Genomic DNA, 26,581 nt, shown 5'->3' on the forward strand with positions numbered 1-26,581 from the left:
AATTTTTATTTCTTTTATCAATTAATTCAATTGAAGTGCTCATACACATAAACAAAATCTTTTAAATTTAATTTAATAACAATTTTATAATGTGGTATAATTTTATATGAGATTAGCAATATTTCTTTTTTTAATAATTGGGTCTTATATTCAATGTCTCAATGCAGAGATAAAAAACATAATCAAAGTTGGAGTGTATTTTAATAAACCATTAATATTTGTTAATTCAAAGGGTGAGCCTGATGGTTTTTTTATTGATATAATAAAAGAAGTTGCAAGAGAAAATAATTATCAATTGAAATTTATAAATGATAAATGGCCTATATTATTTAATAAGTTGAAAAATGGTGAAATAGATATTTTACCATGTGTAGCATATGGCAGAGAAAGATTAGAGTTTTTTGATTTTAATAAAGAAACCATCTTTACCAACTGGGGAATGGTTTTTGCAAGAAAAGAAAATGCTATTTTTACCGTATCGGATCTTCAAGGTAAAAGAGTGGGGGTGCAGAAAAACGATATTCATAGCAAAGCTGTTATTGATATTATTAAGAACTTTAGTGCCGATGTAAAATTTGTGTATTTTGATAAATATGATGAAATAATTAATAATATTAAAAACTATAAAATTTATGCTGGCGTTGTTAATAAATTGGTTGGTTATTATCTAAAAGATAGAGATATTGTTCCAACACCTATCATATTTAATCCTGTTCAAATAAAAATTGCTTCTACAAAAGGAAAAAATGAAGATTTTTTAAAATCTATTGATAAGTGGATAAAAAATAGTAAATCAGATGAGGTTTCAAAATATTACATATTATACAATAAATTGTTTTTTAATGAGATAAACTCTGAAAAAAATTATTGGATTTTCATTATTATCATTATTGGATTGATTACAGTATTTTCTGGTGTTTATCTTATTTTGCAAAGAATAATTTATAATAAAACTGTTGAGTTAAGTAATGCTTATAATAGCGTCAATACCATTCTAAACAGTATTAAGGATGCTATATTTATACATGATCCCGATGGTAAAGTGCTTGATGTAAATGAAGGTATGTTAAGAATGTACAAAGTAAATAAAGAAGATGCTTTAAAGTGCACAATAGAGGATTTTTCATCGGGTCGTATGAATATGAATAAAGCCAGGGAAATATGGAATGAAGTTGTTGAAAAAGGTTATGTGGAGCCATTTGAGTGGGAAGCAAGGAGACCGTTAGATAATGCATTATTTGATGTTGAGGTTCTTTTAACGAAAGTGACTTATTTTGGTAAAACATGTATTTTGGCATCAGTTAGAGATATTAGTGAGCGAAAAAAATTACTTAGGAAAATTGAAGAAGAGAGTAGTAGATTTCAAAAATATATAAATTTGGTTCAGGTAATTGTTTTGGCATTGGATGTTAATGGTAACATTATTTTTATCAATGAGAAAGGTGCCGAGATATTAGGTTATGAAATATATGAACTTTATGGGAAAAACTGGCTTAACAACTTTATTTTGCCCAAAGATAGGGAAAAGGTTAGGGATAGTTTTGATAAAATTATAAATGGAGAGTTGGTATTAATGGAGTATTACGAGAATTACATAATTGATAGATATGGAGAAAAAAAACTTATTTTATGGCACAATTCATTGATAAAGAATCATAAAGGTGAGATTGAGGCTATTTTGAGTTCAGGATTGGACATTACTAATGAAAGAAAATTTTTAAATGATTTAATATTAGAAAAATCAAAATTTAACATTATGCTTGAGTCGATTGGTGATGGTGTAATAGCGATAGACAGACAGAGAAAAATTATACTTTTTAATAAGATGGCGGAAAATATTACGTTCTTGAATTCTGAAGAAGCAATAGGGAAGAAACTTGATGATTTTTTAATATTTGTAGAATCAGAGTTAGTTTTAGATGAGCTTTTTAATAAAGTAGAAAAATATGGAAGATACCACTCAGAAACTAGATTAAAGAACAAACAAGGGAAAGAGATTACTATTGAATATGTAATTACAAAAATGCAGGATGAAAACAGTAATGTGACAGGTTATATGTTGATCTTTAAGGATATTACAAAAGAGAAAATGATTGAAGAAGAGATGCTAAGAATAGAAAAATTGAAAAGTTTGTCATATTTGGCAGCTGGAATTGCTCATGATTTTAATAACTTGTTAGCTGCTATTATTAATAATATCCATCTTATGGAAATATATCTGAAAGACAAAAAGATAAATGAAATTGATAATATAATTAGTAGTGTTAAGAAGGTATTGGATAATACCAAGGGGTTAACAAAACAGCTTTTAACTTTTTCAAAAGGAGGAGAACCTGTTTTGAAAGTTGAATCTATTAAAGAGTTAATTGAGCAAACAGCCACATTTCTTTTAAGAGGGAGCAAGGTTAAGTTAAAAATCATATGCAATGATGGTATATATTACGTAAAAATGGATAAAGATCAAATCAGTCAGGTTTTACAAAATATCATAGTCAATGCATTGGATGTTATGAAAGATGGGGGAATAATTGAAATATCATGTCAAAATACTATAATTAATGATGATATTTATCCCGTGAAAAAAGGTAAATATGTTAAAATATCTATTAAAGACAGCGGCCCTGGCATACCTAATGAAGTTTTAGATAAGATATTTGATCCTTTTTTTACGACAAAGGAAACTGGAAATGGACTAGGACTTGCTATAAGTCACTCAATAGTTATGAAACATAAAGGATATATGAGCGTTGAGACAGAATTAGGTGTAGGGACAACTTTTCATATATATTTACCAGCAGCTGAAGAAAAAGAAAATATGCAAAGTAAGGAAGAATATATTGATGATATTGATGGAGCAGGTAAGAGGATTTTAATTATGGATGATGAAGAAAGTATAAGAGATTCCTTCAAACTGATACTAGAATGTTATAATTTTACAGTTGATTGTGTTAGGGATGGTGATGAAGCATTAAAATTATTAAGACAATCTTTAGAATTGAACAATCTTTATGACACTGTGTTTTTAGATGTTACTATACCTGGAGGAAAAGGTGCGAAAGATGTAATTGATGAGATAAATAAATTGTCAAGAAAGCTAAAGACAGTCGTTATAAGTGGATATTCAGATGATCCAATTCTAACTAATTATCAAGAGTATGGTTTTGATTTTGCCGTTGCAAAACCTTTTGATTTAAATGAAATCGAAAAAATATTAAATGAATCTAAATATTAGATTAGTCATAATTTATTATTGCAGCCAAAACAAAAAAAGATAAAATTGTGGAGCATTGATTATCAGGTAATGCAATTTTTATGTAATTAAGAAAAAGGAGGTTGAAATGTATAGAATTAAATTAATACTGGCGTTATTGATATTAGTTTTCACAATTAGTTGCACACAGACTCAAAAAAAGAAACTAAAAGATTTCAAAGCTGAGACAATTGGAATTGAAAGGGAAATTATACTTTATGCAGATAATGGCCAGGTTATAAAAAGATGGGAAGGGAGATTCAATATAGAAAGAAAAGGTAGCAGTCTTTATTTTATTGATGAAAATGGTAAATCGGTGATTATTAATGGTACATACATTGTTCAGGAAAAATAGTTAATGTCATTAATTCATTTAGAATAGTAAACTTACCGAAATTTATAATTTGGATAAGTATGTCAAATTCTATGAGTTAAACTGTTATGCTGATCCAAATTGATAGATCGTGTTTTCTGTAGTCTAAATCTGCAAAATTTCATGTAAAATTGGATCTTCATTCTTGTTGTCTTCAGCCTAATCGTTGTCCCTTCAAACAGGGTAATCAATTTCAATAACCCTATTTTTTAATAGTAAATTATCAAAAAGTTGATAACACAATTTAGGGTTGCCAGTTCTATTTTATATTTATCAGTCATTTAGTTTTCTATGAATTGAGGAAATACATTTTTCAATTTGTGAATAGTTTTTTGTAAAAATAAGGTGATGTCAGGTAAAATTTAAGATTGACAAGACAAGCAATTGGAGCTATTGTCATTTGGACAAAATTGGACAATAAGGATAACAAATGGACAAAACGTTTATTACTGTAAAAGAACTTGCAGATAAATTAGGTATATCAGAGAAAACTGTCTATAGGATGGTAAATGATAACCGTATTCCCTTTGCTATTAAAATAGGTGGGCAGTGGAGATTTAACGTTGATAAAATAGAGAAATGGATTGAGTCTCAACAACAGGGATCTGATTTTAAAATCAATTATCAGATAAGTGTTATAGAAGCTATAATGCAGGGTAGTATTTTCTACAGGCTACATGGGAAAAACAGGGAAGAAATCCTGAGCGAACTTCTGAATATGCTTCCTTCAATATATGAAATTGATATTCAGCAGTTGAAAGCATCTATTCTTTATAGGGAATCTATTGTTTCTTCTACTTTAAATGGAATAGCATATATGATGCCTGATTTTGAGAAACCAATTTTTTTTGAAAAAACAATGATAATCGTTGCTTTCCTGGAAAAGCCTAAAGATTTTAAGGCGCTTGATGGTACTAAAGCTGAAGCTATTTTTCTTGTTTTACCTGCAAATAGAATTGAACAGGCAATAATTGATATGAAGCTTAGGAGACTTTCAATGGATGAAGACTTTGTTGCAGGTATCAAAAAGCAGTTTACCAGACAGGAATTGCTGGATTTTATAAGAGATTTTGAGAATAAAATTTTTGGAAGGTAATCTATGAATGTCTTCTTCCTACCCCTTTTTATAATTTTTGTTGGCGGTGTTTTGCCCCTTTTTCTTTATAGAAAATTTGTCGTAATGAAACTCATGAGCATTGCGCTAATTGGTGCTGGAAGTTTTATGGGAGTGCTTAGTGCTTTAATAATGCTAATGCATGGTGACAAATATATTCTATTATATAAATATTTCGATATTTTTCCTATCTCATTTAAAGGAGATAGCCTTTCAGCTTTTTTCATGGTAGTTATTTATTCGGTATCTGTACTTTCTGTAATATATAGCTTTCATTACATGGACAAGCCGGAAAAGGCATTTAGAACTGCTGTTAATTATTTTTTCTACAGTTTGCTCATTATTTCTATGGTTCTGGTTGTTAATGCAAACAACATCATTACATTTGCGTTTTCATGGGAAATTATGTCACTATCTTCATATTTTCTAGTGATTTATGATTATCAAAATGTAGAAACGAGAAAAGCTGGATATACATATCTTATTTTTACCCACATTGGGGCAATGCTTATTTTTGCTGCTTTTGGCGTGATATATGCATTTACTGGAGAATTAGGATTTGAACACATATCTTCTATTCCATTTACCGCCAAGGTTGTAGTATTTTTACTTTCATTTGCAGGTTTTGGTTCTAAAGCAGGGATATTTCCGCTTCATACATGGCTTCCATATGCTCATCCCGCGGCGCCAAGTCACATATCTGCTGTTATGTCAGGCGTAATGATAAAAATGGGAATATACGGTATTGTTAAGATGTATTCATTGCTTGATACAAGTGCCGCTATTTTTGGATATATTGTTCTTATATTTGGAGTTACTTCCGGTGTGCTGGGTGTTGTTTATGCTTTGGGTCAACACGATTTGAAAAAACTCCTTGCCTATCACAGTGTCGAGAATATTGGCATCATTCTCGCAGGTATCGGGATTGGTATGATAGGTGTGTCAATTGGTAATTCTGCAATGTCAATTTTAGGTTTTACCGGAGGTTTATTGCACGTTTTAAATCATTCAATTTTTAAGTCACTTCTTTTTATGGGGGCCGGATCTGTTCTTCATAAAGCCAAAACAAAATCTATTGAGCAGTTAGGTGGTCTTTTAAAAAATATGAAAATTACGGGTATAACCTTTTTGATAGGTTCTCTTGCGATATCTGGTTTGCCTCCTTTCAATGGGTTTATTAGTGAATTTCTTATATATATTGGCAGTTTTAAAGGTATAAGTCATAATGGGATATCTTATATTTTTTCCATTCTTGCAATTATTTCTCTTGCTGTAATAGGTGGATTGGCTTCTGCTTGCTTTACAAAAGTTGTGGGAATTGTTTTTTTAGGTGAACCGAGGAGTCAAAATGCTTCTAAAGCTCTTGAAAATGGTTTTAGCATGCTTATTCCAATGGTTATTTTGGCAATTATTTGTATTGGTATAGGTGTTTTTCCGGAAGTTTTCGTCAACATGGCTTTTAAAGGAGTGCAATCTCTGCAACTTGTTTCAGAAGATATTCAGATAAATGACTTTTTGAGTATTACCGGAAGAATATCATTTATAGCAGTTTTATTTTTCATCATACTTATATTTATTCTGATATTTAGAACCTTAGTTTATAAAGGAAAAAATATCATTAAAACTCCGACCTGGGACTGCGGTTTTAGCAAACCAACTTTTAGAATGCAATATACCGGGTCTTCCTATGCATCTTCAATAATAAATTTTTATAAGCCTTTTGCTCCAATAAAAGAGGATTTTAATGAAATTAAGGAACTATTTCCTAAAAAAACACATTACCATTCAGAAGTAATTGATATTGCTGAGAAGTATATTATCCAGCCGGTCGTTAAACAGTCTTTGATTTTCTTTGATAGGCTAAGATGGATACAACATGGAAACATACAGCTTTATATAGGATATATTCTTTTAGCCATTGTAGTACTGTTATTACTTGTCTAGAGGTTTGGAGATGAAATCTATTATATTGTTTATTGTTTCGGTACTTTTAGCGCCATTTTTTTCTGCCGTTATTTTAAAGGTAAAAGCTTTTTTTGCAGGGAAAAAGGGGCCATCTCTCTTAATTAACTATTATACTTTATTGAAGCTTTTTAGAAAAGGGTCAGTATACAGCTCCAGTACAACTTTTATATTCAGATTAGGACCTGTTATTGCGTTATGCACAACTTTTATTGCTCTTTTATTTATGCCTTTTGCTGGATTACCATCTGTTTTGTCTTTTAATGGGGATATTATTGTTCTTCTGTATTTGATGGGTCTTGGTAGATTTTTTACCATAATTGCTGCACTTGATACGGCATCGTCATTTGAAGGGATGGGGACAAGTAGGGAGGCGTATTTTTCAGCTTTAGCCGAAGCGACTATATTTATGATTCTTATCATGTTTTATGGGTTGACTGGTGAATTAAGCCTTTCATCCTATTTCACTGGAGAAAAGGGGATAAATCTCTGGAGTGCTTATGGTTCATCCCTGTTACTTGCTACAGTGTCTTTATTTTTGGTACTTCTTACTGAAAATTCAAGGGTGCCGGTAGATGATCCGGCAACACACCTTGAGCTCACAATGATTCATGAGGTAATGGTACTTGATCACAGTGGCCCCGATCTTGCTTTCATACATCTTAATTCATATTTAAAACTGCTATTTTACGCAAGTTTTATAACACTATTGATATACCCCCATTATCTTCAAAATACATTCATTAGTATAGTTATCTTTTATCTGATACTTAGTGTTGTTTATATAGTTGTGGGGATTACTGAATCAGTTATGGCAAGATTTAAAATGAATAAAGTACCGAAGTTTATCCTTACATCTTTTGCGTTGGTTTTCTTTGCAACTATACTCATTATGGAGTTCATAAAATGAATGATTTGGCTAATGTAATTTTATCTTTAGTGCTTCTATCTTTACTATTTTGTCTTGGTTCGAGCAGACTTGTTGCTCTTGTTTACATAATGTCTTTTCAAGGATTTGTGGTTTCTTTGCTCCCTTTATTTCTAAGTGAGAAAATAACAATTGGCAATGTTACTTTTGTATTATTAACAATCCTTATCAAGGGAATTTTAATTCCGATTTTCATATACTTTGCAGTTAAAAAGGTTATTGTTAAAAAAGAGCTTGAGCCTATTATTGGATACCATGCATCAATTTTTTCAGGTTTATTAATAATAGTTGTTTCTACCTTGATAAGTGACAAGTTCAATCTGCCTGTTAATCACAGTAATTTACTTTTATTGCCAACAGCAATAACTACCATATCAAGTGGTATTTTTCTCTTAATGGCAAGACGCAAAGCAATTACACAGGTTATTGGTTACTTAATGATGGAAAATGGAATATACCTCGTTGGAATTACACTTACTAATCATAACCATTATATTGTAGAATTTGGAGTTCTTCTCGATATTCTGGTGGGTATAATGATAATGGGTATAATTTTACATAATATAAATAGAACTTTTGAAGATGTAGATACAAACTTATTAAGAACATTGAAGGATTAGGGTATGGTTGAGTTAGTTTTTTTGCTTCCATTGCTGGCAGGTATTATAGTATTAGGGTTAAAAAAATACTGGGAATTTATACTATTATTTACAGGATTGTTTCATTTTCTTTTCACACTGATATTGTGGTTTAAACCGCAAAAACCGTTTTTCAATTCCTATTTTGCTTTGACCTCAGAAGGATTATTAGTACTGCTTATTACTTCTTTTCTGTTTTTATTTATTTCGATGTATTCAATATCTTATTTAAAAGATGTCGAAATTGGAAATGAGCAAATTTTCATTGGTTCTATGTTACTTTTTTTATCAGCGATGAGTGCAGTGGCTGTGGCTGACCATATTATTGTTATGTGGATTGCAATTGAAGCTACAACTCTTGCAAGTGCTCCACTTATTTTCATTCATAAATCAAAGAAATCACTTGAAGCTACATGGAAATATATACTTATATGTTCTGTTGGAATAGCACTTGCTCTTCTTGGATCATTTCTTGTCGCTCTTTCAATGAATATTAAAGGGATTGATGTTCCTCTTTCTTTTACAGAGCTTAGCAATATTGCTACTAAACTTGATAAAAAATGGCTCAAGGCTGCTTTTGTATTTATATTAGTGGGTTATGGGACAAAGATGGGGCTAGCACCTATGCATACATGGCTACCAGATGCGCATAGTGAAGCACCAAGTCCAGCTTCAGCCCTATTGTCTGGTGCTCTTTTAAATTGTGCTTATTTGGCCATTTTTAAAACTAATAAAATTCTTCATCTGGCAGGGATTGGAAGTTTTTCTGACAGGATACTTATAGTTTTTGGCCTCATATCAATTTTTATCGCGGCTACTTTTGCTCTTAAACAATCTGATTATAAACGATTGCTAGCTTATTCAAGTATTGAGAATATGGGTATTATTGCATTTGGCACAGGGATAGGTGGTATTGCAGCGTATGGAGCAATTTTACACCTTATACACCACTCACTTATTAAGTCTTCCTTATTCTTAACATCAGGAAATATTTTACTTGCTTATGGTACTAAGTTGATAGACAAAGTTGGTGGAGCCGTAAGACTTTTGCCAAAAACTTTTGTTTCTTTTTTTGCTGGATTTATAGGAATTGCAGGCTTTCCACCTTTTGGGATTTTTATAAGTGAATTCTTTATAATAATTGGTGCTTTTAAGAAAGGTTATTATGTAAGTGTGGGAATATTTATTTTTAGTCTGATTGTCATTTTTGCAGGTTTTTCCAGGTACTTAATGAAGATGTCTTTTGATGATTTTGATTATGATATTAAAGTAGGAGAAAAAATAACAAGGATCTTTCCTCAATATGCACTTTTGTTGGCTTCACTTGTATTAACTTTTTGCAATATTAATTATTTAAACAAAACCATCCTTAATGCGATAGCTGTATTTGGGGGAATACATGGATAACAAGTTACTTAAAATAAATAATGGCCAAAAAATAAAACTAGCTGATATTCCGCATTTTTCCTTTGATGAGTTTTATGAAGAGATTCTGTCATTAGCTTTGAACGATTACTATATTGTTCATTATTTTGCTTACGAAGATAAAGGGAAAATTAGATTAGTTGCTGTATTGAGGAGAAAAAATTGGCTTTTTGTGGGTATAAGCGATACTCCGGAAAAATACCCTGCCTTAACTTGCAAGTGCACAAAATTTCACATGTTTGAAAGAGAAATAGCTGAACAGTTTGCAATTAAACCAGTGGGACATCCATGGTTAAAGTCCGTTCGTTATCATGCTAACTATCTGGGAAAAGAAGATATATTTGGAAACGATTACTCTGAAGACATTCCAGGAAGATATGAGTATTATTCAGTGGAAGGAGAGGAAATTCATGAAGTTGCCGTTGGACCTGTCCATGCAGGTATCATTGAGCCTGGGCATTTCAGATTTAATTGCGCTGGGGAAAAGGTTTTACATTTAGAGATTCAACTTGGCTATCAACACAGAGGAATAGAAAAACAAATATTAAATGCAAATAAAAAACAGCTTCCAGTAATAATTGAATCTATCGCTGGCGATACAGCAGTTGCTAACAGCCTTTGTTTTTCAGAAGCTGTTGAGGCACTGGCTAATATTCAAGTAGGTATGGAAGCTAAAAAGATTCGTGGGCTTGCTTTGGAATTAGAACGTATTGCCAATCATATAGGTGATCTTGGAGCATTAAGCGGTGATATTGCATTTTTGCCTCCTGCTTCTTATTACGGAAGAATTCGGGGTGAGTTTCTAAATATGCTTCTTGCAATATGTGGAAATAGATTCGGAAAAGGGCTCATCAGACCGGGAGGAATCAGGTTTTCAATAACGGATAAGCAAAAGGAAGAATTTGTTAATCGTATAAAAAAATTAAAAAGTGAAATTGTCCATATTGGAGATATGCTCTTTAATCAGGCTGGTGTACTTGGAAGATTTGAATCAACAGGTATTGTTGGAACTGAGATTGCACAACAACTAGGTCTTGTTGGTCCCGCAGCCAGAGCATCTGGGATACTTTATGATGCACGTTACGACTTACCAGCTGGGGTTTATCAAGAGATACCGTTAAAGGTTGTCACTGAGCATACTGGTGATGTTATGGCAAGAGCTCTTGTTAGGTATAATGAGGCATTGCAATCTCTGGATATTGTGGAGACGCTGCTTACTGAGCTTGAAAATAATAATTCATATAAACATACTGAATTCGAATTGGAGCCTGATAATTTTGTAGTAACAGTCCATGAAGGGTGGCGTGGCGAGCTCTCTCATTGTATTATTACAGACTCTAAAGGGGATATATTGCGATATAAGATTAAAGATCCTTCTTTTCATAACTGGATGGGACTTGCTATAGCTATGAGGAATGAAGATATATCTGATTTTCCTCTCTGTAATAAAAGTTTTAATTTATCTTACTGTGGATTTGATCTTTAAGAGGTGATACATGCTATTTAGTATTATTAAAAACAGGATTGAGCAGGGATATAGAACCTCTAAATATCCAAATGAAGAGATTAAACTGCCAGAAAGATTCAAGGGAAAACCTGAAATAAACAGTAATTGTGAGCAGAAAATAGCCGAGTTATGTGCCTCAAATTGTCCTCAAGATGCAATAGATCCAAAAGAAAAAACTATTCATCTAGGAAAATGTGTTTTCTGTGGGTTATGTGAAGAGTTATCTAATGGCTCTTTTATTAAGTTTTCAAATGATTTTGAGCTTGCAGTAACAGATCCTGAGCAGCTTATATATGATGGAATGATTGAAAAATTAGAAATCCATGCAAAAAAACACTTTAAAAAGCTTTTTGGAAGATCTCTCCAGCTCAGACAGGTTTCTGCTGGAGGGTGTAATGCCTGTGAAGCTGACTTAAATGTTCTAAATACGCCGTTTTTTGATCTTTCAAGATTTGGAATCCAATTTGTCGCTTCTCCACGCCATGCTGATGGAATCATTGTGACTGGTCCTGTAACAAGAAACATGAAAAAAGCTTTGTTAAAAACATATGAAGCTATACCTGATCCAAAAATTGTTATTGCTTCCGGGAGCTGTGCTATTTCTGGAGGACCTTTTAGAGGCAATCCTGAACAGCTTAATGGAGTTGACGGTATTCTTAAAGTCGATCTTTATATACCAGGCTGTCCACCACACCCTTTAACAACTTTACATGCATTGCTTACATTTTTTAAGTGATATTGTAAATATATCAATGTATCTGCAATAGTTATATATTTTATTGATTATTGTAATAGCTAATGGATAGTTTACAGAAATTGTGCATAAGAAGGATTTAAAAATAGGCATACCTCTTAGAAGATATGTGTGAGTTATATGATAGTCCTTAGAATAGTAATTATACCAACCAATTACAGGAAAAGGATTAAAGCAAATTATTAGAGAAAAGGGTTTAATATGAGTAAAAAAGATTTCAAACATTTAGAAAGAGGAATAGAAAATCTAAACAACAATACTGCGTATATATACATAAATTGGAATAATACCCACAATGTAGATATGAAAAAGTTTGAAATTATGGGTATGGGTGGGATAGAATGAGTGAAAAAATGCGAGTATTTGTTAATAAAAACATTATATTTTTACCGTTCCTGATTCTGCTATTTTTCTTGATTATTCTGCATCCAGAGAAAGTAATGCATTATCCAAATTATGTTGATTGGAAAACTATTGTTGCTTTACTAGGATTGTTAATAATTACAACAGGAATAAAAGAAAGCTCTTTTTTACGGTCTGTAGCTCAAAAGCATCTTAGAAGAATAAATAACGAGAGAGAGTTGGCATTATATTTTATTTTGTTATCATCTATCCTTGCCATGTTTTTAACAAATGATATAGCATTATTTATTATCCTTCCATTAACATTGAGTTTTCAAGAACTTTTGCAGAATGATATTAAAAAAATCATTGTTTTTGAGGCAATATCTGTAAACGTAGGATCGTCTTTAACACCAATAGGCAACCCCCAAAATTTATTCTTATGGCATGAATGGAATATTTCTTTTATTAATTTCATTATAAAAATGATACCTCTTTTTATGATTCAATTCCTCATACTTATTGCTTTTTGCTGGATAATATTTCCGGCAAGAAGATTAATGCCCAAGCCGCATAATAACGATACTAAAATAAATAAAAATTTATTTATTTTTTCAGCGGTTCTTTTGTTGGGTTATATTTTGTCTATTGAATTTGAGATTTATTATACTATAGTATTTGTGCTTTTTCTTTATCTATTTCTTTTCAGAGATGTGCTTAGAAAAGCTGATTATGCCCTAATCGTGCTATTTGTGGTAATGTTTATTGATTTTCACTTGTTCAGTGAATTATCTTTGATTTCAGATTTTATCAGTCAATTTAATTTAAAAAATCCATCTTCGGTTTTTATGTTATCATTGCTTTCTTCGCAGCTAATGAGTAATGTTCCTGCAAGCATATTTATGTCCAAATTTTCTCATGAATGGTTTTCTATTGCTTATGGTGTAAATGTAGGTGGTAACGGAATAGTTTTCGCTTCTCTAGCTAATATAATTGCATTGAGATTTATAAATAAAAAGAAGATGTACTTAGAATATCATAAATACTCATTGCATTATTTGGTTATAACAGGAGGTTTGATTTATACTTTATTTTTCCTATAATCCCAGCTGAACTTCATACATATAACAGTTAGGTATGCGGTTTACTACCGCTCACCAGAGTATAAGAAAGCGTGTGGAAACGGCAAGAAAGATACAGATGGCAAGGTTTAAGGAAGAAGGGATGTTGTACAACACAACTCTCAAATGAATGAGAAGCAGATTAGAAAGTATTGCAGACATGATGATGAATCAAGTTTGTAGTTGATGGAACAGGCAGTGACGAAAATGGGCTTATCGGCAAGCGCCTATTCAAAGATACTGAAAGTGGCCAGGATGATTGCAGATGTGGAAGGATTAAAAGAAATTCTGTCAGAGCATATTTTGGAAGCAGTTCAATACAGAATCCTCGATAAACTATAAATATACTTTATCGAATTGATGTTAATTTCGAATTATTTAAAGGCAGTAAAATTTTTTTAGTAATTTTTTAAAAGAGGCAAATATATACACAAATACTTAAAATAAATAATTAAATTTATTGACATAAAATAAGTTTCAATGTAACTATACAAAGGTTTGGTTAAAATAAAAAATTTTTATTAAGTAACTTTTAATGGATAATTTAATTGAAAGCCTATCGCATAGATATCTAAAATTTGAGGATATATTTTTACACCATTCTGCAGTTATGCTCATTATTAATCCTGAAACAGGAAAGATAATAGATGCAAATAATGCAGCAGTTCAATTTTATAATTATACCATAGAAGAATTTTTAGAACTTACAATCTTTGATATAAGTTTGCTTTCAAAAGAAGAAATTTTTAAAAGGATGGAAAAAGCTAAAAATAAAGAAGATAATCGATTGGTATGCAAACATAAATTAAAAAATGGTGAAATTCGTATTGTTGAAGTTTACCCAAGCCTGATAACGGTAGGAGATAATAACTTTCTTTTAACAATAATTAATGATATTACTGAAAGTTTTCAAAAAGATGAAATAATTAAGAAAGAAAGAGAAAAATTTAAGATAATTGCAGACTACTCTTATGGTTGGGAATACTGGTTAGATGAAAACTTCAATATAGTTTATATGTCAAAAGGGTGTGAAGAGATAACTGGATACTCATCAGAAGAGTTTATAAAGAATAAAAATTTATTATTTGAGATAGTTCACACAGATTTTAAATCCATGTATAAGAAACATGTAGAAAAAACACATTTAAAAAAATCCAAAGATAATGAATTTATTGAATTTAAAATAATTACTAAAGATAAAAAGACAAAGTGGATTTATCATGTATGCAGACCTGTATACAGTGAGGATGGTAAATTTTTAGGAAGGCGAGTAAGTAATAGGGATATAACGAATAGAAAATTACTTCTTGAAACTGTTGAAAAGGAGAGGGATCTTTTTAACGAGGGGCCTGTAGTAAACATTATATGGAAATATGAAGAGGGCTGGCCAGTCAGCTATGTTTCTAATAATATAAAAGATATTTTAGGATACGATAAAAGTGAGCTTTTGGCAGATGATTTTAAATATGCTAATATTATTCACCCTGAAGATCTAAAAAGGATTAAAAATGAGGTTACATATTACATTTCAAATAATATAAATACTTACCAACAGGAATACAGGTTAAAACATAAAGATGGGCATTACCTCTGGATATATGATTTTACAAAAATAGTCAGAGATGAAGCAGGCAGTGTTGAAGAGATAAGAGGATATTTTTTCGATCAAACTCATATTAGAGAATTGCAAGACACTTTAAACAAGGAAAAAGAGAAGTTATCTCATATTATTGAAGCTGCAAATATTGGGACTTGGCAATGGAATTTAAAAACAGGTGAAATAGAAGTTAATGAAAGATGGGCTGAAATTATTGGGTATAGCTTAAAAGAAATATCTCCTGTAACTATAAAAACACGGGAAAAATTCTGTCATTCTGAAGATTTGAAAAAATCCAATAAGCTTATCAATGATCACTTTGTAGGAAAATCAGAATTTTATGAATGTGAAATGAGAATGAAGCATAAAGATGGACATTTTGTCTGGGTTTTGGATAAAGGGAAAGTGATTTCATATGATGAAAATGGTAAACCACACATTTTATATGGTATATGCATTGAAATTGATAAAATTAAAAAGTTAGAAAGTAAACTAAAGACATATTTAGATTATTTAAACCGTGCTCAAAAAGTAGCAAAAGTAGGAAGCTGGTATTTAAATATAAAAGATAATAAACTATGGTGGTCAAAACAGACTTATAAAATGTTCGGTATTGAAGAAAATAAGCCTGTTAGTTTTGAGCTATTTTTAAATAGAGTGCATCCTGATGATAAAGAATATGTTTTAAATTCATGGCAAAAATCATTAAATGGAGAAAAATACGACATTGATCATAGGATTATAGTAGGTAACGATATAAAATATGTTAATAATAAGGCAGAAGTATATTTTGATGAAGATGGTAACCCTATAGAAGCTGTTGGAACAGTTTTAGATATTACAGAGAAGAAATATCTGTATCAAAAAATAGAAGAAGAATCTAATATTATTAAAAAACTTTTTAATTTATTGCCTGGTTATTTGTGGTTCATTAAAAAAGATAGGACTATTTTAAGACAAAATAAATTAGCTGAAGATTTTGGATCAAGAGTTGGAGAAAAGTGCTGGAAAAGTATTTTTGGTTGTAAGTTTTTACCTGAGAAAGAGAGGAAAATGTTTTTTGAAGAAGGTACTGAACCGGAAAATATAAAATGTGAATTTTGTCTTGCAGATGAAGCTTTAGAAAAAAAAGAATCAATTAATGTAGAATTAGAGGACAATGGGAAATGTTATAAAACATGGTGGATTCCAGTAAGCGAAAATGAATATATGCATTATTGTGTCGATATCACGCATCTTAAAGAGATAGAAAATACTTTAAGAGAAATGTCTGTAACTGATCCACTCACAAAAGTTTTTAACAGGAGATATTTTGCTGAAAAACTTGAAAGAGAGATAGAGTTAGCAAGGCGGACAAATAGGACATTTTCTTTAATTATGTTTGATATAGATCATTTTAAAAAAGTAAACGACACGTATGGACACGATATAGGAGATAAAGTTTTAAAAAGTGTTGTAAATGCTGTGAAGAATAGAATTAGAAAGGTAGATATTTTAGCTAGATGGGGAGGAGAAGAATTTTTAATACTTTTGCCAGAAACTAAACTTTTAAATTCATCTTATTTAGCTGAAGAGTTAAGGAATATTATAAGCGAACTTGATATTGATAAAGTAGGGAATGTGACTGCGAGTTTTGGAGTTACTGAATATAAAAAAGGTGATACAGTTGATACTATTACAAAGAGGGTTGATGATTTAATGTATAAAGCCAAAAACTCTGGCAGAAACTGCGTATGTTATGGATAATAGCCTGGATAGAACCCTGTAAATTGTTTTAAACATTGTCAACCTTGAAATAGTAAAAGATATAAATTTGCAAAATTGTAAAATCTAAACTTCTTAATATTATCATTTAAATGCAAGTTAGTGTTGTATTTGTGCATCAAAGTATTAAACTACGTGCCCATTATTTGCATTTAATAGGTTTCTTGGATATTGTTTTTCCAAATAAGTTTATGCAAGAAATCGGCAAAAATGAGTTAACTGTAGTAGAAGTGTCTAATATCGTAACTTATAACGCCCGGTTAGACAAAAGTTAGACACAAAGCGGTTATTCCTTTTCTTATGTATTGAACTGGGATGTGTAATTTATTGAAAATAAATGCCCGGGGCCGGACTCGAACCGGCACGGGCTGAAAGGCCCACAGGATTTTAAGTCCTTTAATTTTAAAATTATCATAATTAACTAAAAATTATAAATAATAATATTTTATCTGCTCTATCAATAAGTTATAATTATATCTTTTTGTATTATTTTTTATAAGTTTTCAAAAAAATCTTGATTTTTTTATTCCAAAAGTGTAACCCAAAGTGTAACCCTACATCCCGCAGGACTCCGGAGAGGATAATTTGAAAGGCTTGTATTTTAAATGTAGCAAATGTAAAAAATTTATAAGTCTTTATAAGAAAGATTTCAAGAAAATAAATTACTGTCCAAAATGCAATGAAAAACTTAACAAAATCTTTTACATCAGAATCAAAAAGAATAATAAAACAATCTTTAAATCCACAGGCACCAGCAAAAAAACTGAGGCTGAACGATTTCTACTAAAAATATTAAACGAGGATAAAGAATTACTAAAAATACAACAAAAGATAAAAAGTTTAAAATTCAGTGAATTTCTTGATAATTATTACATCCCTTATTACAAAACAAAAAATAAAAGTTATGAAATTGAGAAATATCGTATCAACATAATAAAAGACTATTTTAATGATAAATTATTAGAATCTATTAAACCTATTGACATAGATACATTTTTTCAGTTTTTGAAAAACGAAAAAAATGTTAATAACCTCGATAGGTATATATCAAGACTTAAGAATATGTTTAACTATGCAATTAAAATGGATTTTATTAATTCAAACCCTGTAAAGGCTAAACAATCTCAACGAGTAGAAATAATTAATAACATTTTATCGTTAGAAGAAATTGAAAAACTGCTAAAAGTAGCGAAATTGAACAAAAATAGGCAACTTTATTATATTATATTGATTGCCGTTTATACAGGTATGCGTAAGAGCGAAATATTATCATTGAAAGTAAATAACTTTGACTTTGATAATGAAATAATCACCTTAGAAAGCAAAAACACAAAAAGCAAGAAAACAAGGTTTATTCCTATATTATCAAGGCTAAAGGATGAAATTCAAGAGTACATTAAAACCACGGGTTTGAAAAAAAATGATAATTTATTTACCGTTAAAGATATTCAGGGTTCTTTTAAAACATGTCTAAAATATGCTGGCATAGATGAAAATTTTAGATTTCACGATCTACGACATACTTTTGCAAGCATTTGTATCCAGAACGGACTTAATTTATATGAAATAAAAGAAATTCTTGGGCATAGCGATTTCAAAGTTACACAACGTTACGCTCATTTAAATCAAAGAAAATTAATTGATAAATTACAACAAGTATTTCAATCTGATTAAGCTTTTTTCTGTTTCTTTATAAAATTTAACAAATCCCTTTTATCAAAATATATTTTGCCAAACAATTTATAATAAGGAATCATCCTTAAAGAGGTATATTTATAAATCGTATGTTTCGAAATATTAAAAATCCTACAGAAATCGTCAAGTGTAATAAGATTATCCAGGATTTCTAAATTCATTTCTTTTATCTCTTTTTGCATCTTTTTTCCTCCTATTTTTATCTATTAATTTCTATGAATAAATATAGTTAAATTTTTGAATGAAATTTGTGGTATTTGCAGAAAAAAATTATTCAAAAAAGCACACTTGAATACACGAGAACACTTTTTATTATTCTCCCTTTAATTTCAATGTTTACCACACATCTCTTATCAACAAGCAATACATAGTTAGAATTATTTAAACTGTTACATATTCTTTCGATTTCTTTTTTCCTATCAGGTGAGCTAACGTCATAAAAGCCCGTTTTTTCAGCAATAAAATCAAAACCCTGCGGATATTTAATTGCAATGTATTTTTGTTTGTTAATTGTAGTAATAAATATAGGCTGTTCAGAATTAGTGGTTAATTCAATCACATTACCTTTAATCATGTTTTTTAATGTCAATATAAGCTTTTCATATAGAGGCAACTTTTTCTTTTGCTTTTGCTTAGCAGATGTGTTCTCTTGCTCATGTTTTTGTTCTTGCTCTTGTATTTGATTATTCTCTTTTGGCTCATCATTTGATGAGGTTGTATTTTTATCGGATTGATTTTCCTGTTTTGTTTCTTGCTTTGGCGTTTCTGGAAGTTTTGTTTTTTCAGATTCAGTTTCTTTTACTTCTTCATCCATATCTATACTAATAAAATCTTTTAATTTTATTTCACCTGCGAAATTTTCAGGTTTAGAACAGCCCCATAGGAATTTATTTTTGATGATGATGAAATTAAGAGTTATTTTTTTGCCATTAGGAAACAATATATCAGCATGGAAAAAAGTTTTGCCTGATTCATCTGAGATGATAACATTCTTATCTTTTAAAATTGAAATTATGTGGTTTTTAGTTGTTTTGTAGTTATATTTTTTCCTCATGTAAACTAATGACTTTTCAATAACTAAAGGATTAACTACAAACGTAACAGTATCTAAAACAAAAAGCTGTCCACCGAGCCTGTTTATTGCAAATGTGTTTTGATTTACTAAATCCTGTAAAGATTTAAGAAAATAGTTTGTAAGTAATATTGTTTCATCTTCTTCTTGAATGTAATTGCCTTTTTCTGTTTGCTTTGTAACTTTTTCTTCTTTTTTAGAAGTAGAAGTAAAAGTTTTTGTCACGCTCCTAATATCAGCTTCTTTAATCAATTCCTGTAAAGTATCTTTTGGATCGTAACCAAAGAAATCATCAATCAGTTGGAGGAAGTTAACAGCGGATAGATATTTTCTGTCCTGCTGGGTTAAAATATCAAAAAGGAGAATAATATTTCTTTTTTCATGCTTTTTAGTTCTATTTGGTTTCCATATCAGCTCACAATTTGGATATTTGAGTTTGAAATCAAGCAGATTATCCTCAAGAGGATCAAAAACAACGTTACCATCTCTAATGATGAAATCAAACATTTTTCCTGCGTCGTGAAATAAGGCGCTAATAGCGGTTCTGTAAAGGACTCTCTCTTTGTTTTTTAAATTAAATTGACTGTCAAGATTGCCATGAGTGTCGTATTTCAATTCAAGTATTTTATGTTGTTCTATTAGTGCGTGTATAACAGTTTCAAGTGAATGTTTTAATAATCCAAAAGGTTCACTATGATGATGTTTTTCTGATGCAGGGGCATCGTATATTTTACGAATAAATCTCCTGATAACGTCATAAAAGAGCTTATAAGCCACATCTTTATAAGAGGGTAGCAAGTTATCTATTTTAACAAAAAATTGCTCGTGAGAGGCTATTATTTCATTTATAGAAGTTTCTATATCATTTTTTTGATTTTTATTTTTAAAAAAAGAAAAAATCATATCAATCCTTCCTAAAAATATTTTTTAATAAAATATTAAATGCTATAATTATATTGTGTGGTATTTTTGTATAACAGGGGGAATGATGAAAAAAGACTTTAAAAAATTCAAAGAACATGATGATTTAGATAGAAGAACAAACAACTTAAAGGAGTTTAAGAAACTCGCTGAATTTCTAAAAGATTTTAGAAATGATGACGAAGAGCCAGAATTGACTGCTATTAAAATGGAAGAATTTTTTGAAAGAAAATGGAAGGAGCTAAACTGACAATATTCTATTTTACTATTATCTTGTTTGTTATGTTATTAATTTTTGGCTGCAACGGGTCATCTTCAGATAGGGCTGAGAATAAAATTATTTTATGGTATAAACCAACAATAGATACTACCTGGTACTGGCAGTTACAGGGGACTTTAATAGACGTAAACGCTAAACTTTTTGATATAGATTTATTTGATACGCCAAAAGAGAAAATTACAGAACTAAAAGCTCAAGGAAAAAAGATTATATGTTATTTTAATGCGGGAGCATATGAAGATTGGAGAGAGGATAGTTATGAATTCAAAGAATCTGAAATAGGTAATCCTCTTGATAAATGGGAAGGAGAAAGATGGCTTGATATACGAAGTGAAAATGTAAGAACAATTATGACAGAAAGACTAAATCTTGCAAAAGAAAAAGGATGCGATGGAGTTGAACCAGATAATATTGACGATTATACCAACGATACAGGTTTTTCTATAACTTATGAAGATCAAATAGCATACAACATTTTTTTATCAAATGAAGCGCATAAAAGAGGACTGGCTATAGGGTTGAAATCGATTTAGACCAAATTGGCGATCTCTTACCATATTTTGATTTTGCTATTAATGAACAATGCCATGAATTTGATGAGTGTGATTTATTAATGCTGTTTATTAACTCTGGTAAACCGGTTTTTAATGCAGAATATAATACAAAATATATCGATAATGAGTCAGATAGAAAAATTTTATGTGAAGATGCTTTAAGTAGAAATTTTAGAACAATTGTTTTACCGCTGGAATTAGATGGAGCATTTGTATTAAGTTGTGATTATTGACTTTATTTAATACTAACTTATTGTGATTTAAAAGAATTATAAATTAGATAACTATAATATTAGTGGTAATCCCCGAAACCAATTATTTTATCAAAAAGTTTTTCTTGACATCACGTAAAAATTGTATATGAATAAAACTAACGAACCCGCCAGGCCTCTGTTCTATAAGAACATGCTCACTTGGCGGGTAACCCTTTTTTAAAATGCCAAACAACAATTATAATAAACCTCCCTTAGATTCGCAAGAACATATAGATTTTTTGAAGAAGAGAAATCTATTATTTTCAGAAGATGATGAAATAAGGCGAGCTCCTCACTATTTGAAGCATATTGGATATCAGCGCTTAAAAATTTATTTTCATGATTTTGCTACTAATAGCAGTGAAACCTTTGTGTTTAAAGATAATATTAGCTTTAGCGATATCATAAATCTTTATAATTTCGATAGGCAGTTAAGATTAATAATCATGGATGCAATAGAACGGATCGAAATATCAATCAAATCTGTGATTTCCAATAAAACATGTTTAGCTTATAATGACTCTTTTTGGTATTTAAGTTGCATAAATTATAAAAATGTTAAGTTTTATAAAACTTTTATGGAAATAGTAGCAGACAAATTAAATGATAAATTTCCTGATGAAGTTATAAAATATTATAATGATAAATATTCCAATGATTATCCTCCTTTTTGGAAATTAAAAGAAATTTTAACTTTTGGTGAAATATCTCAACTATATAAAAATTTACACAATAACATAAAAAGACAAATTAGTGATGAATATAATCTAAAACCTATAATATTGGAATCTTGGCTGCATTCAATGGCTCATTTAAGGAACCTATGTGCTCATCATTCTAAAATATGGAATAGATCTGATTTTAGTATTAAACCCAAGAAACCTAGAAAAATGTATAATATGGAAAAATACTTCAAAGATAATAAAAAGCTCTTTTGTATTATATCTATACTTGCTTATTTTATGAACCTGATATGTAGTAATTCTGATTGGAAAAAAAGAATTATTGAGCATATTAAAAAAGATTCTTACAATTTTACAACTAAAAATGGATTTCCTGAAAACTGGGATACCTATGAATTATGGAAAACTTAATTAATATTGGTTTTTATTTTTTCATTTTCATACATCTTACTATCAAGTTCAATGTATATTTCTTATTATTACTTTTTTCTTAAGAGTAAATTTTTCTATACCTTAAAAATTAACATCTATGTTATTTTCGCTACATGCAATTTCTATAAATCTTCTTATTATTCCTCTTGACGCCCATTTTTTACCCAGTAAATGATGTACCCACTCAAGTATCTCTTCCGCTGTCTTGCACTTTTTTAGTGGTATATCATATTCATCAACCGTTTTGATTATTATATATCCATCTTTTACATAAACAGAATCATAATCCTTTTTAACTTTCTCCAGTACTTCATTCATATTTGCTATAGTTATGTAATTTTTATCTCTCATAATACCCTCCCATTATTTTATTATTATTGCACTCCTAAACACCATATTTAAAACCGTTTTCCAAGTATTATTGTAAAAGCAAGTATCGATACTGCAAGAGTTAAAAATATTCTAATCGTTGTTAAAATAGCCAATTTACTCCTATTTATCATTTAAAAGATTTTCACCTTTACCTAAATCAGTAACAGTATTTAACCTTTCTCCATCCCAATAGTAAATTAGTAATTTAACAACTTTACATGGCGGAATTGTAGCTTTTGGTCTTAAAACTGCAATATTTGTTCCTTTTGTATACCTCACACTTTTGTAAACAATTCCATCTCTATTTTCTTTTTTGGCTTTGATACCAAGTTGTTGTAATTTGGTGTAGTTACTTTCGTGATAGTATTCAGAAAAAAGGTTTTTATTTCTTATATCATAGAAATTGTTTCCTTTTACAGGTACAGAATAAACTCTCATGTGATAAGCACCTGGAGGAGCACTGTTTTGAGTGTAAAATTTTTCTCTATGATATACAGTTTCTCTGATAGCTGTAGTAAGTTCTTTGCTGGCATAGTATACGCCAAAAAAATCAGTGTTAAACCTTGCAGCTTTTGGATGTGTAAAAGCTGCCATAATTGGTGTGGTTCCTTCTCCGTAAACCCATTCGTTTTTAGGGACTATTTCAAGATTACCTAATTCTTCTCTTATTCTATCATTAGTTAAACTTTCTATATAATAGATATATTCAAGTTCTTCTTCGCTTTCAGCAAAATCAAATAATGTCCTCTCAGGAAATAATGTAGGTATTATCCTAAAACTTTCTTTCCAATTTATCGAAATTACAGGAATATCATTCATAAAGACTTCCTCTTTCAGCATCCAGATATCTTCTAATTATATACAAATCAGCAACTCTTCCCTGCAACATTATTTCCAATGGGGTTTTATTGTCAAAAATAGGATTCTTAGTTTTTATCCATTCGTTTGCAGAATACGGTAACAATATTTGCAATGCTTTATAAATTCCAAGTGCCTGTATCGCTGACATTCGGACAGTGATATCGTTTTTATTCGGACACCGTATCGGAAACATTCGGACACCATAGCGCTACTATTCGGACACCTTGAGTTAAGCGAAACTAACCTCTAAACTCCCCATAAAGTAAACAAAGGGGGAGTAAAAATGAAGAGGTTAGCTATGGCTATGGTAAAAGATGTTTTACGTTTAAGATTTCAAAATAAGTTATCGTATCGGGCAATTAGCCGTTCTTTAGGAGTTCCCAAATCAACGGTATTAGATTACTGTACACGTTTTCAAATAACGGGATTATCGATAGAAGAAGGGCTAAAGCTTTTGGATAATGAGCTTGAAGATAAGCTATTCCCAGAGCGTAAAGCAAAGTCAAGAAACAACCGTCCATTACCTGATTTTGCATACATAGCTGAAGAGATACGCAAAAAAGGTGTCACATGGTTACTATTATGGCAGGAATACAAAGAAAGACATCCGGAAGGTTACAACTATACTCAGTTTAAGAAATATTGCCAAGATTATATTCAAAGACTATCCCCTACAATGCGTCAGATATATTATGCTGGGGAGACGATGTTTGTTGATTATTCAGGATTAACGATGAATATGGTTGATGTAAGTACAGGAGAGGAGAAAGCAGTTCAAATATTTGTAGCAGTACTTGGAGCCTCGGGTGCGGTATTTGTTCATGCGACTCCTAATCAAAAGCAGTCTTCGTTTATATTGTCTCATACGTTGGCTTTTGAATATTTTGGAGGAGTTCCGAGACAAATAATTCCTGATAATTTAAAATCAGCAGTAATAAAGAATACTCGAGAAACCCTTGAATTGAATTCCAGCTATTTAGATATGGCAAGATATTACAATACAGTAATAATTCCAGCTAGACCTAACCATCCAAAGGATAAAGCGAAAGTGGAGCAGGCAGTTCAGGGGATACAGCGCTGGATATTAGCCAAATTGAGGAATAGGGTGTTTTACGGAGTAGAAGAGATAAATGCTGTTATAAAGCCTCTTATGGAGCAATACAATGAAAAAAAGATAAGGGGTATAGGTAAGAGTAGGTTTGAGCTGTTAGAGGAGTTAGAGCGTCAAGAATTGCTACCATTACCTAAGAAGCGTTACCAATATAGAGAGCACTTATTACGAACGGTTCATTTAGATTATCATGTGGAAGTTGCAGGTAATTATTATTCTGTTCCTTATCAATATATAAAATCAAAGGTTGATGTATGGTATTCCAACACTACCGTAGAAATATTTTTCAAAGGTAAATTAATAGCAGTTCATCCCAGGTTATTTATTAAAGGTCAAGCTTCTACTTTGGATGAACATATGCCACCTAACCACGTATTGAGTAAAGAAAGATGGAGTCCAAAAAGAATATTTTTTTGGGCATCTAAAATAGGCTTAAATACGACTAAGTTGATGAAAATGATAATGGAATCAAGGAATCACCCTGTAAATGCTTATAGAACCTGTATTGCGATATTAAAATTATCCGATGAATACTCTGCAAAGGAATTGGAATTAAGCTGTCAAAAAGCGATTTCAATAGGAGCGTTTACAGTAAAAAGCGTAAAAACTATCTTGAAGACCAAATCTTATCAGCAAAGACCGAAAAAAGATATCACCCCTTTAAATAAGCATGAGAATATAAGGGGTAAACAATACTACAAGGAAGAGAAGGAGGAAAAGTAATGGAACTTGATAATCTTTTATCACAATTAAGTTTAAAAGGGTTTAGTGCTGCACTTACCAAACAACAAGAAAACCCAGTTTACAACGAAATGCCCTTTGAAGAAAGATTAATTCAGTTACTTCAAGCCGAACTATCGGAAAGGCTGAATCGAAAGATTAAAAGAAACTTGGCTGCCGCAAAACTGAAAGAGAAGATGGCAAGGGTGGAAGATATCGATTACGGTATTCAACGGGGATTGAATAAAAGTATAATGACTTCTCTGATAGGAGGTGATTATTTGAGAAGAAAACAGAACATAATTATTACTGGGCCTACTGGTACGGGGAAGAGCTATATAGCTCAAGCACTGGCAAACAGAGCAATTCTTGATGGTTATACTGCGAGATATTACAGGGTTCCCAGATTAATGGAAGAATTAAAACTGGCAAGGTTAGAAGGTGATTATATAAAAATGCTTTCCCGTCTTGCAAGGTTTAATCTTCTCATTTTAGATGATTTTGGTATCAGTGCGTTTGAGGCTGATGAAGCTAATGATTTATTAGAAGTAATAGAGGATAGAGTTGGCGTGAATTCAACAATAGTTACTTCTCAATTACCAATTGATAACTGGTATGATTGTCTAAAGAATGCCACTGTGGCAGATGCAATACTTGACAGATTGGTACATAGCAGTCATAAGATAAAACTTAGCGGAGAAAGTGTTAGAAAACTGAAATCAGAGGAGAATATAGTTTAGTGATACTAAAAAATACCGTGAGGTTAGTTTTGCATAGAAGGGGTCTTAAAATTAGTGTCTAAAGTGTCCGAATGATAGCGATACGGGTGTCCGAATAAAGCGATACGGGCA

At 30.8% G+C, this 26,581-nt stretch carries 25 protein-coding genes; 20 read left to right on the plus strand and 5 right to left on the minus strand.

Annotation, left to right across the window (positions count from 1 at the left end; all coding sequences use genetic code 11):
• Positions 1 to 106 precede the first annotated feature (106 nt).
• The 14 genes from FHQ18_RS07550 to FHQ18_RS07610 all read left to right on the plus strand — a co-directional run bounded on the left by FHQ18_RS07550 (position 107) and on the right by FHQ18_RS07610 (position 18,449).
• Complete coding sequence (locus tag FHQ18_RS07550; protein ID WP_149266557.1) at positions 107 to 3,232, plus strand: PAS domain S-box protein; 3,126 nt, start codon at positions 107 to 109, stop codon at positions 3,230 to 3,232.
• Positions 3,233 to 3,338: 106 nt separating this feature from the next.
• Entirely contained in the window at positions 3,339 to 3,605 is a 267-nt protein-coding gene (locus FHQ18_RS07555) for a hypothetical protein (protein WP_149266558.1), read from the plus strand.
• 448 nt (positions 3,606 to 4,053) lie between these two features.
• The gene (locus tag FHQ18_RS07560; RefSeq protein ID WP_149266559.1) at positions 4,054 to 4,719 is read left to right on the plus strand and encodes a helix-turn-helix domain-containing protein; all 666 of its coding nucleotides are present in this window, start codon (positions 4,054 to 4,056) and stop codon (positions 4,717 to 4,719) included.
• A gap of 3 nt (positions 4,720 to 4,722) precedes the next feature.
• Positions 4,723 to 6,681: a proton-conducting transporter transmembrane domain-containing protein gene (locus tag FHQ18_RS07565; RefSeq protein ID WP_149266560.1), complete on the plus strand. Its 1,959-nt coding sequence runs from the start codon at positions 4,723 to 4,725 to the stop codon at positions 6,679 to 6,681.
• A gap of 10 nt (positions 6,682 to 6,691) precedes the next feature.
• A complete protein-coding gene (locus FHQ18_RS07570; protein WP_149266561.1) occupies positions 6,692 to 7,609 on the plus strand; it encodes a respiratory chain complex I subunit 1 family protein in 918 nt (305 codons plus the stop codon).
• Positions 7,606 to 8,247 carry a hydrogenase gene (locus FHQ18_RS07575; protein WP_149266562.1) on the plus strand — a complete coding sequence of 214 codons (642 nt, stop codon included), beginning with the start codon at positions 7,606 to 7,608 and terminating at the stop codon, positions 8,245 to 8,247. The genes FHQ18_RS07570 and FHQ18_RS07575 overlap by 4 nt, the downstream gene beginning before the upstream one ends.
• A 3-nt stretch (positions 8,248 to 8,250) precedes the next feature.
• Positions 8,251 to 9,672, plus strand: coding sequence for a proton-conducting transporter transmembrane domain-containing protein (locus FHQ18_RS07580; protein WP_149266563.1), 1,422 nt, complete (start codon positions 8,251 to 8,253; stop codon positions 9,670 to 9,672).
• A complete protein-coding gene (locus FHQ18_RS07585) occupies positions 9,665 to 11,176 on the plus strand; it encodes a hydrogenase large subunit (protein WP_149266564.1) in 1,512 nt (503 codons plus the stop codon). The genes FHQ18_RS07580 and FHQ18_RS07585 overlap by 8 nt, the downstream gene beginning before the upstream one ends.
• A 10-nt stretch (positions 11,177 to 11,186) precedes the next feature.
• Positions 11,187 to 11,933, plus strand: a complete 747-nt coding sequence (locus FHQ18_RS07590; protein WP_149266565.1) for an NADH-quinone oxidoreductase subunit B family protein — start codon at positions 11,187 to 11,189, stop codon at positions 11,931 to 11,933.
• A gap of 219 nt (positions 11,934 to 12,152) precedes the next feature.
• A complete protein-coding gene (locus FHQ18_RS12640) occupies positions 12,153 to 12,296 on the plus strand; it encodes a hypothetical protein (RefSeq protein WP_188020372.1) in 144 nt (47 codons plus the stop codon).
• Positions 12,293 to 13,396: an SLC13 family permease gene (locus tag FHQ18_RS07595; protein ID WP_149266566.1), complete on the plus strand. Its 1,104-nt coding sequence runs from the start codon at positions 12,293 to 12,295 to the stop codon at positions 13,394 to 13,396. Before FHQ18_RS12640 ends, FHQ18_RS07595 begins: the two co-directional genes overlap by 4 nt.
• A gap of 204 nt (positions 13,397 to 13,600) precedes the next feature.
• Positions 13,601 to 13,756 (plus strand): magnesium chelatase subunit ChlI family protein, encoded by a 156-nt coding sequence (locus FHQ18_RS07600; RefSeq protein ID WP_149266567.1) that lies wholly within the window; start codon positions 13,601 to 13,603, stop codon positions 13,754 to 13,756.
• Between the two features lie 193 nt (positions 13,757 to 13,949).
• On the plus strand, positions 13,950 to 16,757 hold the full coding sequence (locus FHQ18_RS07605; protein WP_149266568.1) for a sensor domain-containing diguanylate cyclase: 2,808 nt from the start codon (positions 13,950 to 13,952) through the stop codon (positions 16,755 to 16,757).
• 603 nt (positions 16,758 to 17,360) lie between these two features.
• The gene (locus tag FHQ18_RS07610; RefSeq protein WP_149266569.1) at positions 17,361 to 18,449 is read left to right on the plus strand and encodes a tyrosine-type recombinase/integrase; all 1,089 of its coding nucleotides are present in this window, start codon (positions 17,361 to 17,363) and stop codon (positions 18,447 to 18,449) included.
• Here FHQ18_RS07610 and FHQ18_RS07615 read toward each other — a convergent pair.
• Positions 18,446 to 18,652, minus strand: coding sequence for a helix-turn-helix domain-containing protein (locus tag FHQ18_RS07615; RefSeq protein WP_149266570.1), 207 nt, complete (start codon positions 18,650 to 18,652; stop codon positions 18,446 to 18,448). The genes FHQ18_RS07610 and FHQ18_RS07615 overlap by 4 nt on opposite strands.
• Before the next feature lie 92 nt (positions 18,653 to 18,744).
• Complete coding sequence (locus FHQ18_RS07620) at positions 18,745 to 20,445, minus strand: TraI domain-containing protein (protein ID WP_149266571.1); 1,701 nt, start codon at positions 20,443 to 20,445, stop codon at positions 18,745 to 18,747.
• Positions 20,446 to 20,530: 85 nt separating this feature from the next.
• Between FHQ18_RS07620 and FHQ18_RS07625 the strand changes: the two genes are divergently transcribed.
• From FHQ18_RS07625 to FHQ18_RS07635, 4 genes are all read left to right on the plus strand, one after another.
• Positions 20,531 to 20,713, plus strand: a complete 183-nt coding sequence (locus FHQ18_RS07625; protein ID WP_149266572.1) for a hypothetical protein — start codon at positions 20,531 to 20,533, stop codon at positions 20,711 to 20,713.
• A 32-nt stretch (positions 20,714 to 20,745) separates the two neighbouring features.
• Entirely contained in the window at positions 20,746 to 21,276 is a 531-nt protein-coding gene (locus tag FHQ18_RS07630) for an endo alpha-1,4 polygalactosaminidase (RefSeq protein WP_223144594.1), read from the plus strand.
• A 38-nt stretch (positions 21,277 to 21,314) separates the two neighbouring features.
• Positions 21,315 to 21,530 (plus strand): endo alpha-1,4 polygalactosaminidase, encoded by a 216-nt coding sequence (locus FHQ18_RS12850; RefSeq protein ID WP_281285447.1) that lies wholly within the window; start codon positions 21,315 to 21,317, stop codon positions 21,528 to 21,530.
• 203 nt (positions 21,531 to 21,733) lie between these two features.
• Positions 21,734 to 22,645: an Abi family protein gene (locus FHQ18_RS07635; protein ID WP_149266573.1), complete on the plus strand. Its 912-nt coding sequence runs from the start codon at positions 21,734 to 21,736 to the stop codon at positions 22,643 to 22,645.
• A gap of 102 nt (positions 22,646 to 22,747) precedes the next feature.
• On the opposite strand, the gene FHQ18_RS07640 is transcribed toward FHQ18_RS07635, so the two are convergent.
• The 3 genes from FHQ18_RS07640 to FHQ18_RS07650 form a co-directional block, all read right to left on the minus strand.
• The gene (locus tag FHQ18_RS07640; RefSeq protein WP_149266574.1) at positions 22,748 to 23,017 is read right to left on the minus strand and encodes a hypothetical protein; all 270 of its coding nucleotides are present in this window, start codon (positions 23,015 to 23,017) and stop codon (positions 22,748 to 22,750) included.
• A 141-nt stretch (positions 23,018 to 23,158) separates the two neighbouring features.
• Positions 23,159 to 23,857: an RES family NAD+ phosphorylase gene (locus FHQ18_RS07645; RefSeq protein WP_188020373.1), complete on the minus strand. Its 699-nt coding sequence runs from the start codon at positions 23,855 to 23,857 to the stop codon at positions 23,159 to 23,161.
• Positions 23,850 to 24,092 (minus strand): MbcA/ParS/Xre antitoxin family protein, encoded by a 243-nt coding sequence (locus tag FHQ18_RS07650; RefSeq protein WP_149266576.1) that lies wholly within the window; start codon positions 24,090 to 24,092, stop codon positions 23,850 to 23,852. The genes FHQ18_RS07645 and FHQ18_RS07650 overlap by 8 nt, the downstream gene beginning before the upstream one ends.
• 90 nt (positions 24,093 to 24,182) lie before the next feature.
• Between FHQ18_RS07650 and istA the strand changes: the two genes are divergently transcribed.
• Positions 24,183 to 25,733 carry an IS21 family transposase gene (gene istA / locus FHQ18_RS07655; RefSeq protein ID WP_149265514.1) on the plus strand — a complete coding sequence of 517 codons (1,551 nt, stop codon included), beginning with the start codon at positions 24,183 to 24,185 and terminating at the stop codon, positions 25,731 to 25,733.
• A complete protein-coding gene (gene istB / locus FHQ18_RS07660) occupies positions 25,733 to 26,470 on the plus strand; it encodes an IS21-like element helper ATPase IstB (RefSeq protein ID WP_149265513.1) in 738 nt (245 codons plus the stop codon). The genes istA and istB overlap by 1 nt, the downstream gene beginning before the upstream one ends.
• Positions 26,471 to 26,581: the final 111 nt, after the last annotated feature.

This window comes from Deferribacter autotrophicus, assembly GCF_008362905.1.
Taxonomy (GTDB): domain Bacteria; phylum Chrysiogenota; class Deferribacteres; order Deferribacterales; family Deferribacteraceae; genus Deferribacter; species Deferribacter autotrophicus.

Bases quoted from the DNA above. Each gene is read 5' to 3' on its own strand.
- FHQ18_RS07550 (WP_149266557.1), top strand. From the start codon at position 107: ATGAGATTAGCAATATTTCTTTTTTTAATAATTGGGTCTTATATTCAA.
- FHQ18_RS07555 (WP_149266558.1), top strand. From the start codon at position 3,339: ATGTATAGAATTAAATTAATACTGGCGTTATTGATATTAGTTTTCACA.
- FHQ18_RS07560 (WP_149266559.1), top strand. From the start codon at position 4,054: ATGGACAAAACGTTTATTACTGTAAAAGAACTTGCAGATAAATTAGGT.
- FHQ18_RS07565 (WP_149266560.1), top strand. From the start codon at position 4,723: ATGAATGTCTTCTTCCTACCCCTTTTTATAATTTTTGTTGGCGGTGTT.
- FHQ18_RS07570 (WP_149266561.1), top strand. From the start codon at position 6,692: ATGAAATCTATTATATTGTTTATTGTTTCGGTACTTTTAGCGCCATTT.
- FHQ18_RS07575 (WP_149266562.1), top strand. From the start codon at position 7,606: ATGAATGATTTGGCTAATGTAATTTTATCTTTAGTGCTTCTATCTTTA.
- FHQ18_RS07580 (WP_149266563.1), top strand. From the start codon at position 8,251: ATGGTTGAGTTAGTTTTTTTGCTTCCATTGCTGGCAGGTATTATAGTA.
- FHQ18_RS07585 (WP_149266564.1), top strand. From the start codon at position 9,665: ATGGATAACAAGTTACTTAAAATAAATAATGGCCAAAAAATAAAACTA.
- FHQ18_RS07590 (WP_149266565.1), top strand. From the start codon at position 11,187: ATGCTATTTAGTATTATTAAAAACAGGATTGAGCAGGGATATAGAACC.
- FHQ18_RS12640 (WP_188020372.1), top strand. From the start codon at position 12,153: ATGAGTAAAAAAGATTTCAAACATTTAGAAAGAGGAATAGAAAATCTA.
- FHQ18_RS07595 (WP_149266566.1), top strand. From the start codon at position 12,293: ATGAGTGAAAAAATGCGAGTATTTGTTAATAAAAACATTATATTTTTA.
- FHQ18_RS07600 (WP_149266567.1), top strand. From the start codon at position 13,601: ATGGAACAGGCAGTGACGAAAATGGGCTTATCGGCAAGCGCCTATTCA.
- FHQ18_RS07605 (WP_149266568.1), top strand. From the start codon at position 13,950: ATGGATAATTTAATTGAAAGCCTATCGCATAGATATCTAAAATTTGAG.
- FHQ18_RS07615 (WP_149266570.1), bottom strand. From the start codon at position 18,652: ATGCAAAAAGAGATAAAAGAAATGAATTTAGAAATCCTGGATAATCTT.
- FHQ18_RS07620 (WP_149266571.1), bottom strand. From the start codon at position 20,445: ATGATTTTTTCTTTTTTTAAAAATAAAAATCAAAAAAATGATATAGAA.
- FHQ18_RS07625 (WP_149266572.1), top strand. From the start codon at position 20,531: ATGAAAAAAGACTTTAAAAAATTCAAAGAACATGATGATTTAGATAGA.
- FHQ18_RS07630 (WP_223144594.1), top strand. From the start codon at position 20,746: ATGTTATTAATTTTTGGCTGCAACGGGTCATCTTCAGATAGGGCTGAG.
- FHQ18_RS07635 (WP_149266573.1), top strand. From the start codon at position 21,734: ATGCCAAACAACAATTATAATAAACCTCCCTTAGATTCGCAAGAACAT.
- FHQ18_RS07640 (WP_149266574.1), bottom strand. From the start codon at position 23,017: ATGAGAGATAAAAATTACATAACTATAGCAAATATGAATGAAGTACTG.
- FHQ18_RS07645 (WP_188020373.1), bottom strand. From the start codon at position 23,857: ATGAATGATATTCCTGTAATTTCGATAAATTGGAAAGAAAGTTTTAGG.
- FHQ18_RS07650 (WP_149266576.1), bottom strand. From the start codon at position 24,092: ATGTTTCCGATACGGTGTCCGAATAAAAACGATATCACTGTCCGAATG.
- istA (WP_149265514.1), top strand. From the start codon at position 24,183: ATGAAGAGGTTAGCTATGGCTATGGTAAAAGATGTTTTACGTTTAAGA.
- istB (WP_149265513.1), top strand. From the start codon at position 25,733: ATGGAACTTGATAATCTTTTATCACAATTAAGTTTAAAAGGGTTTAGT.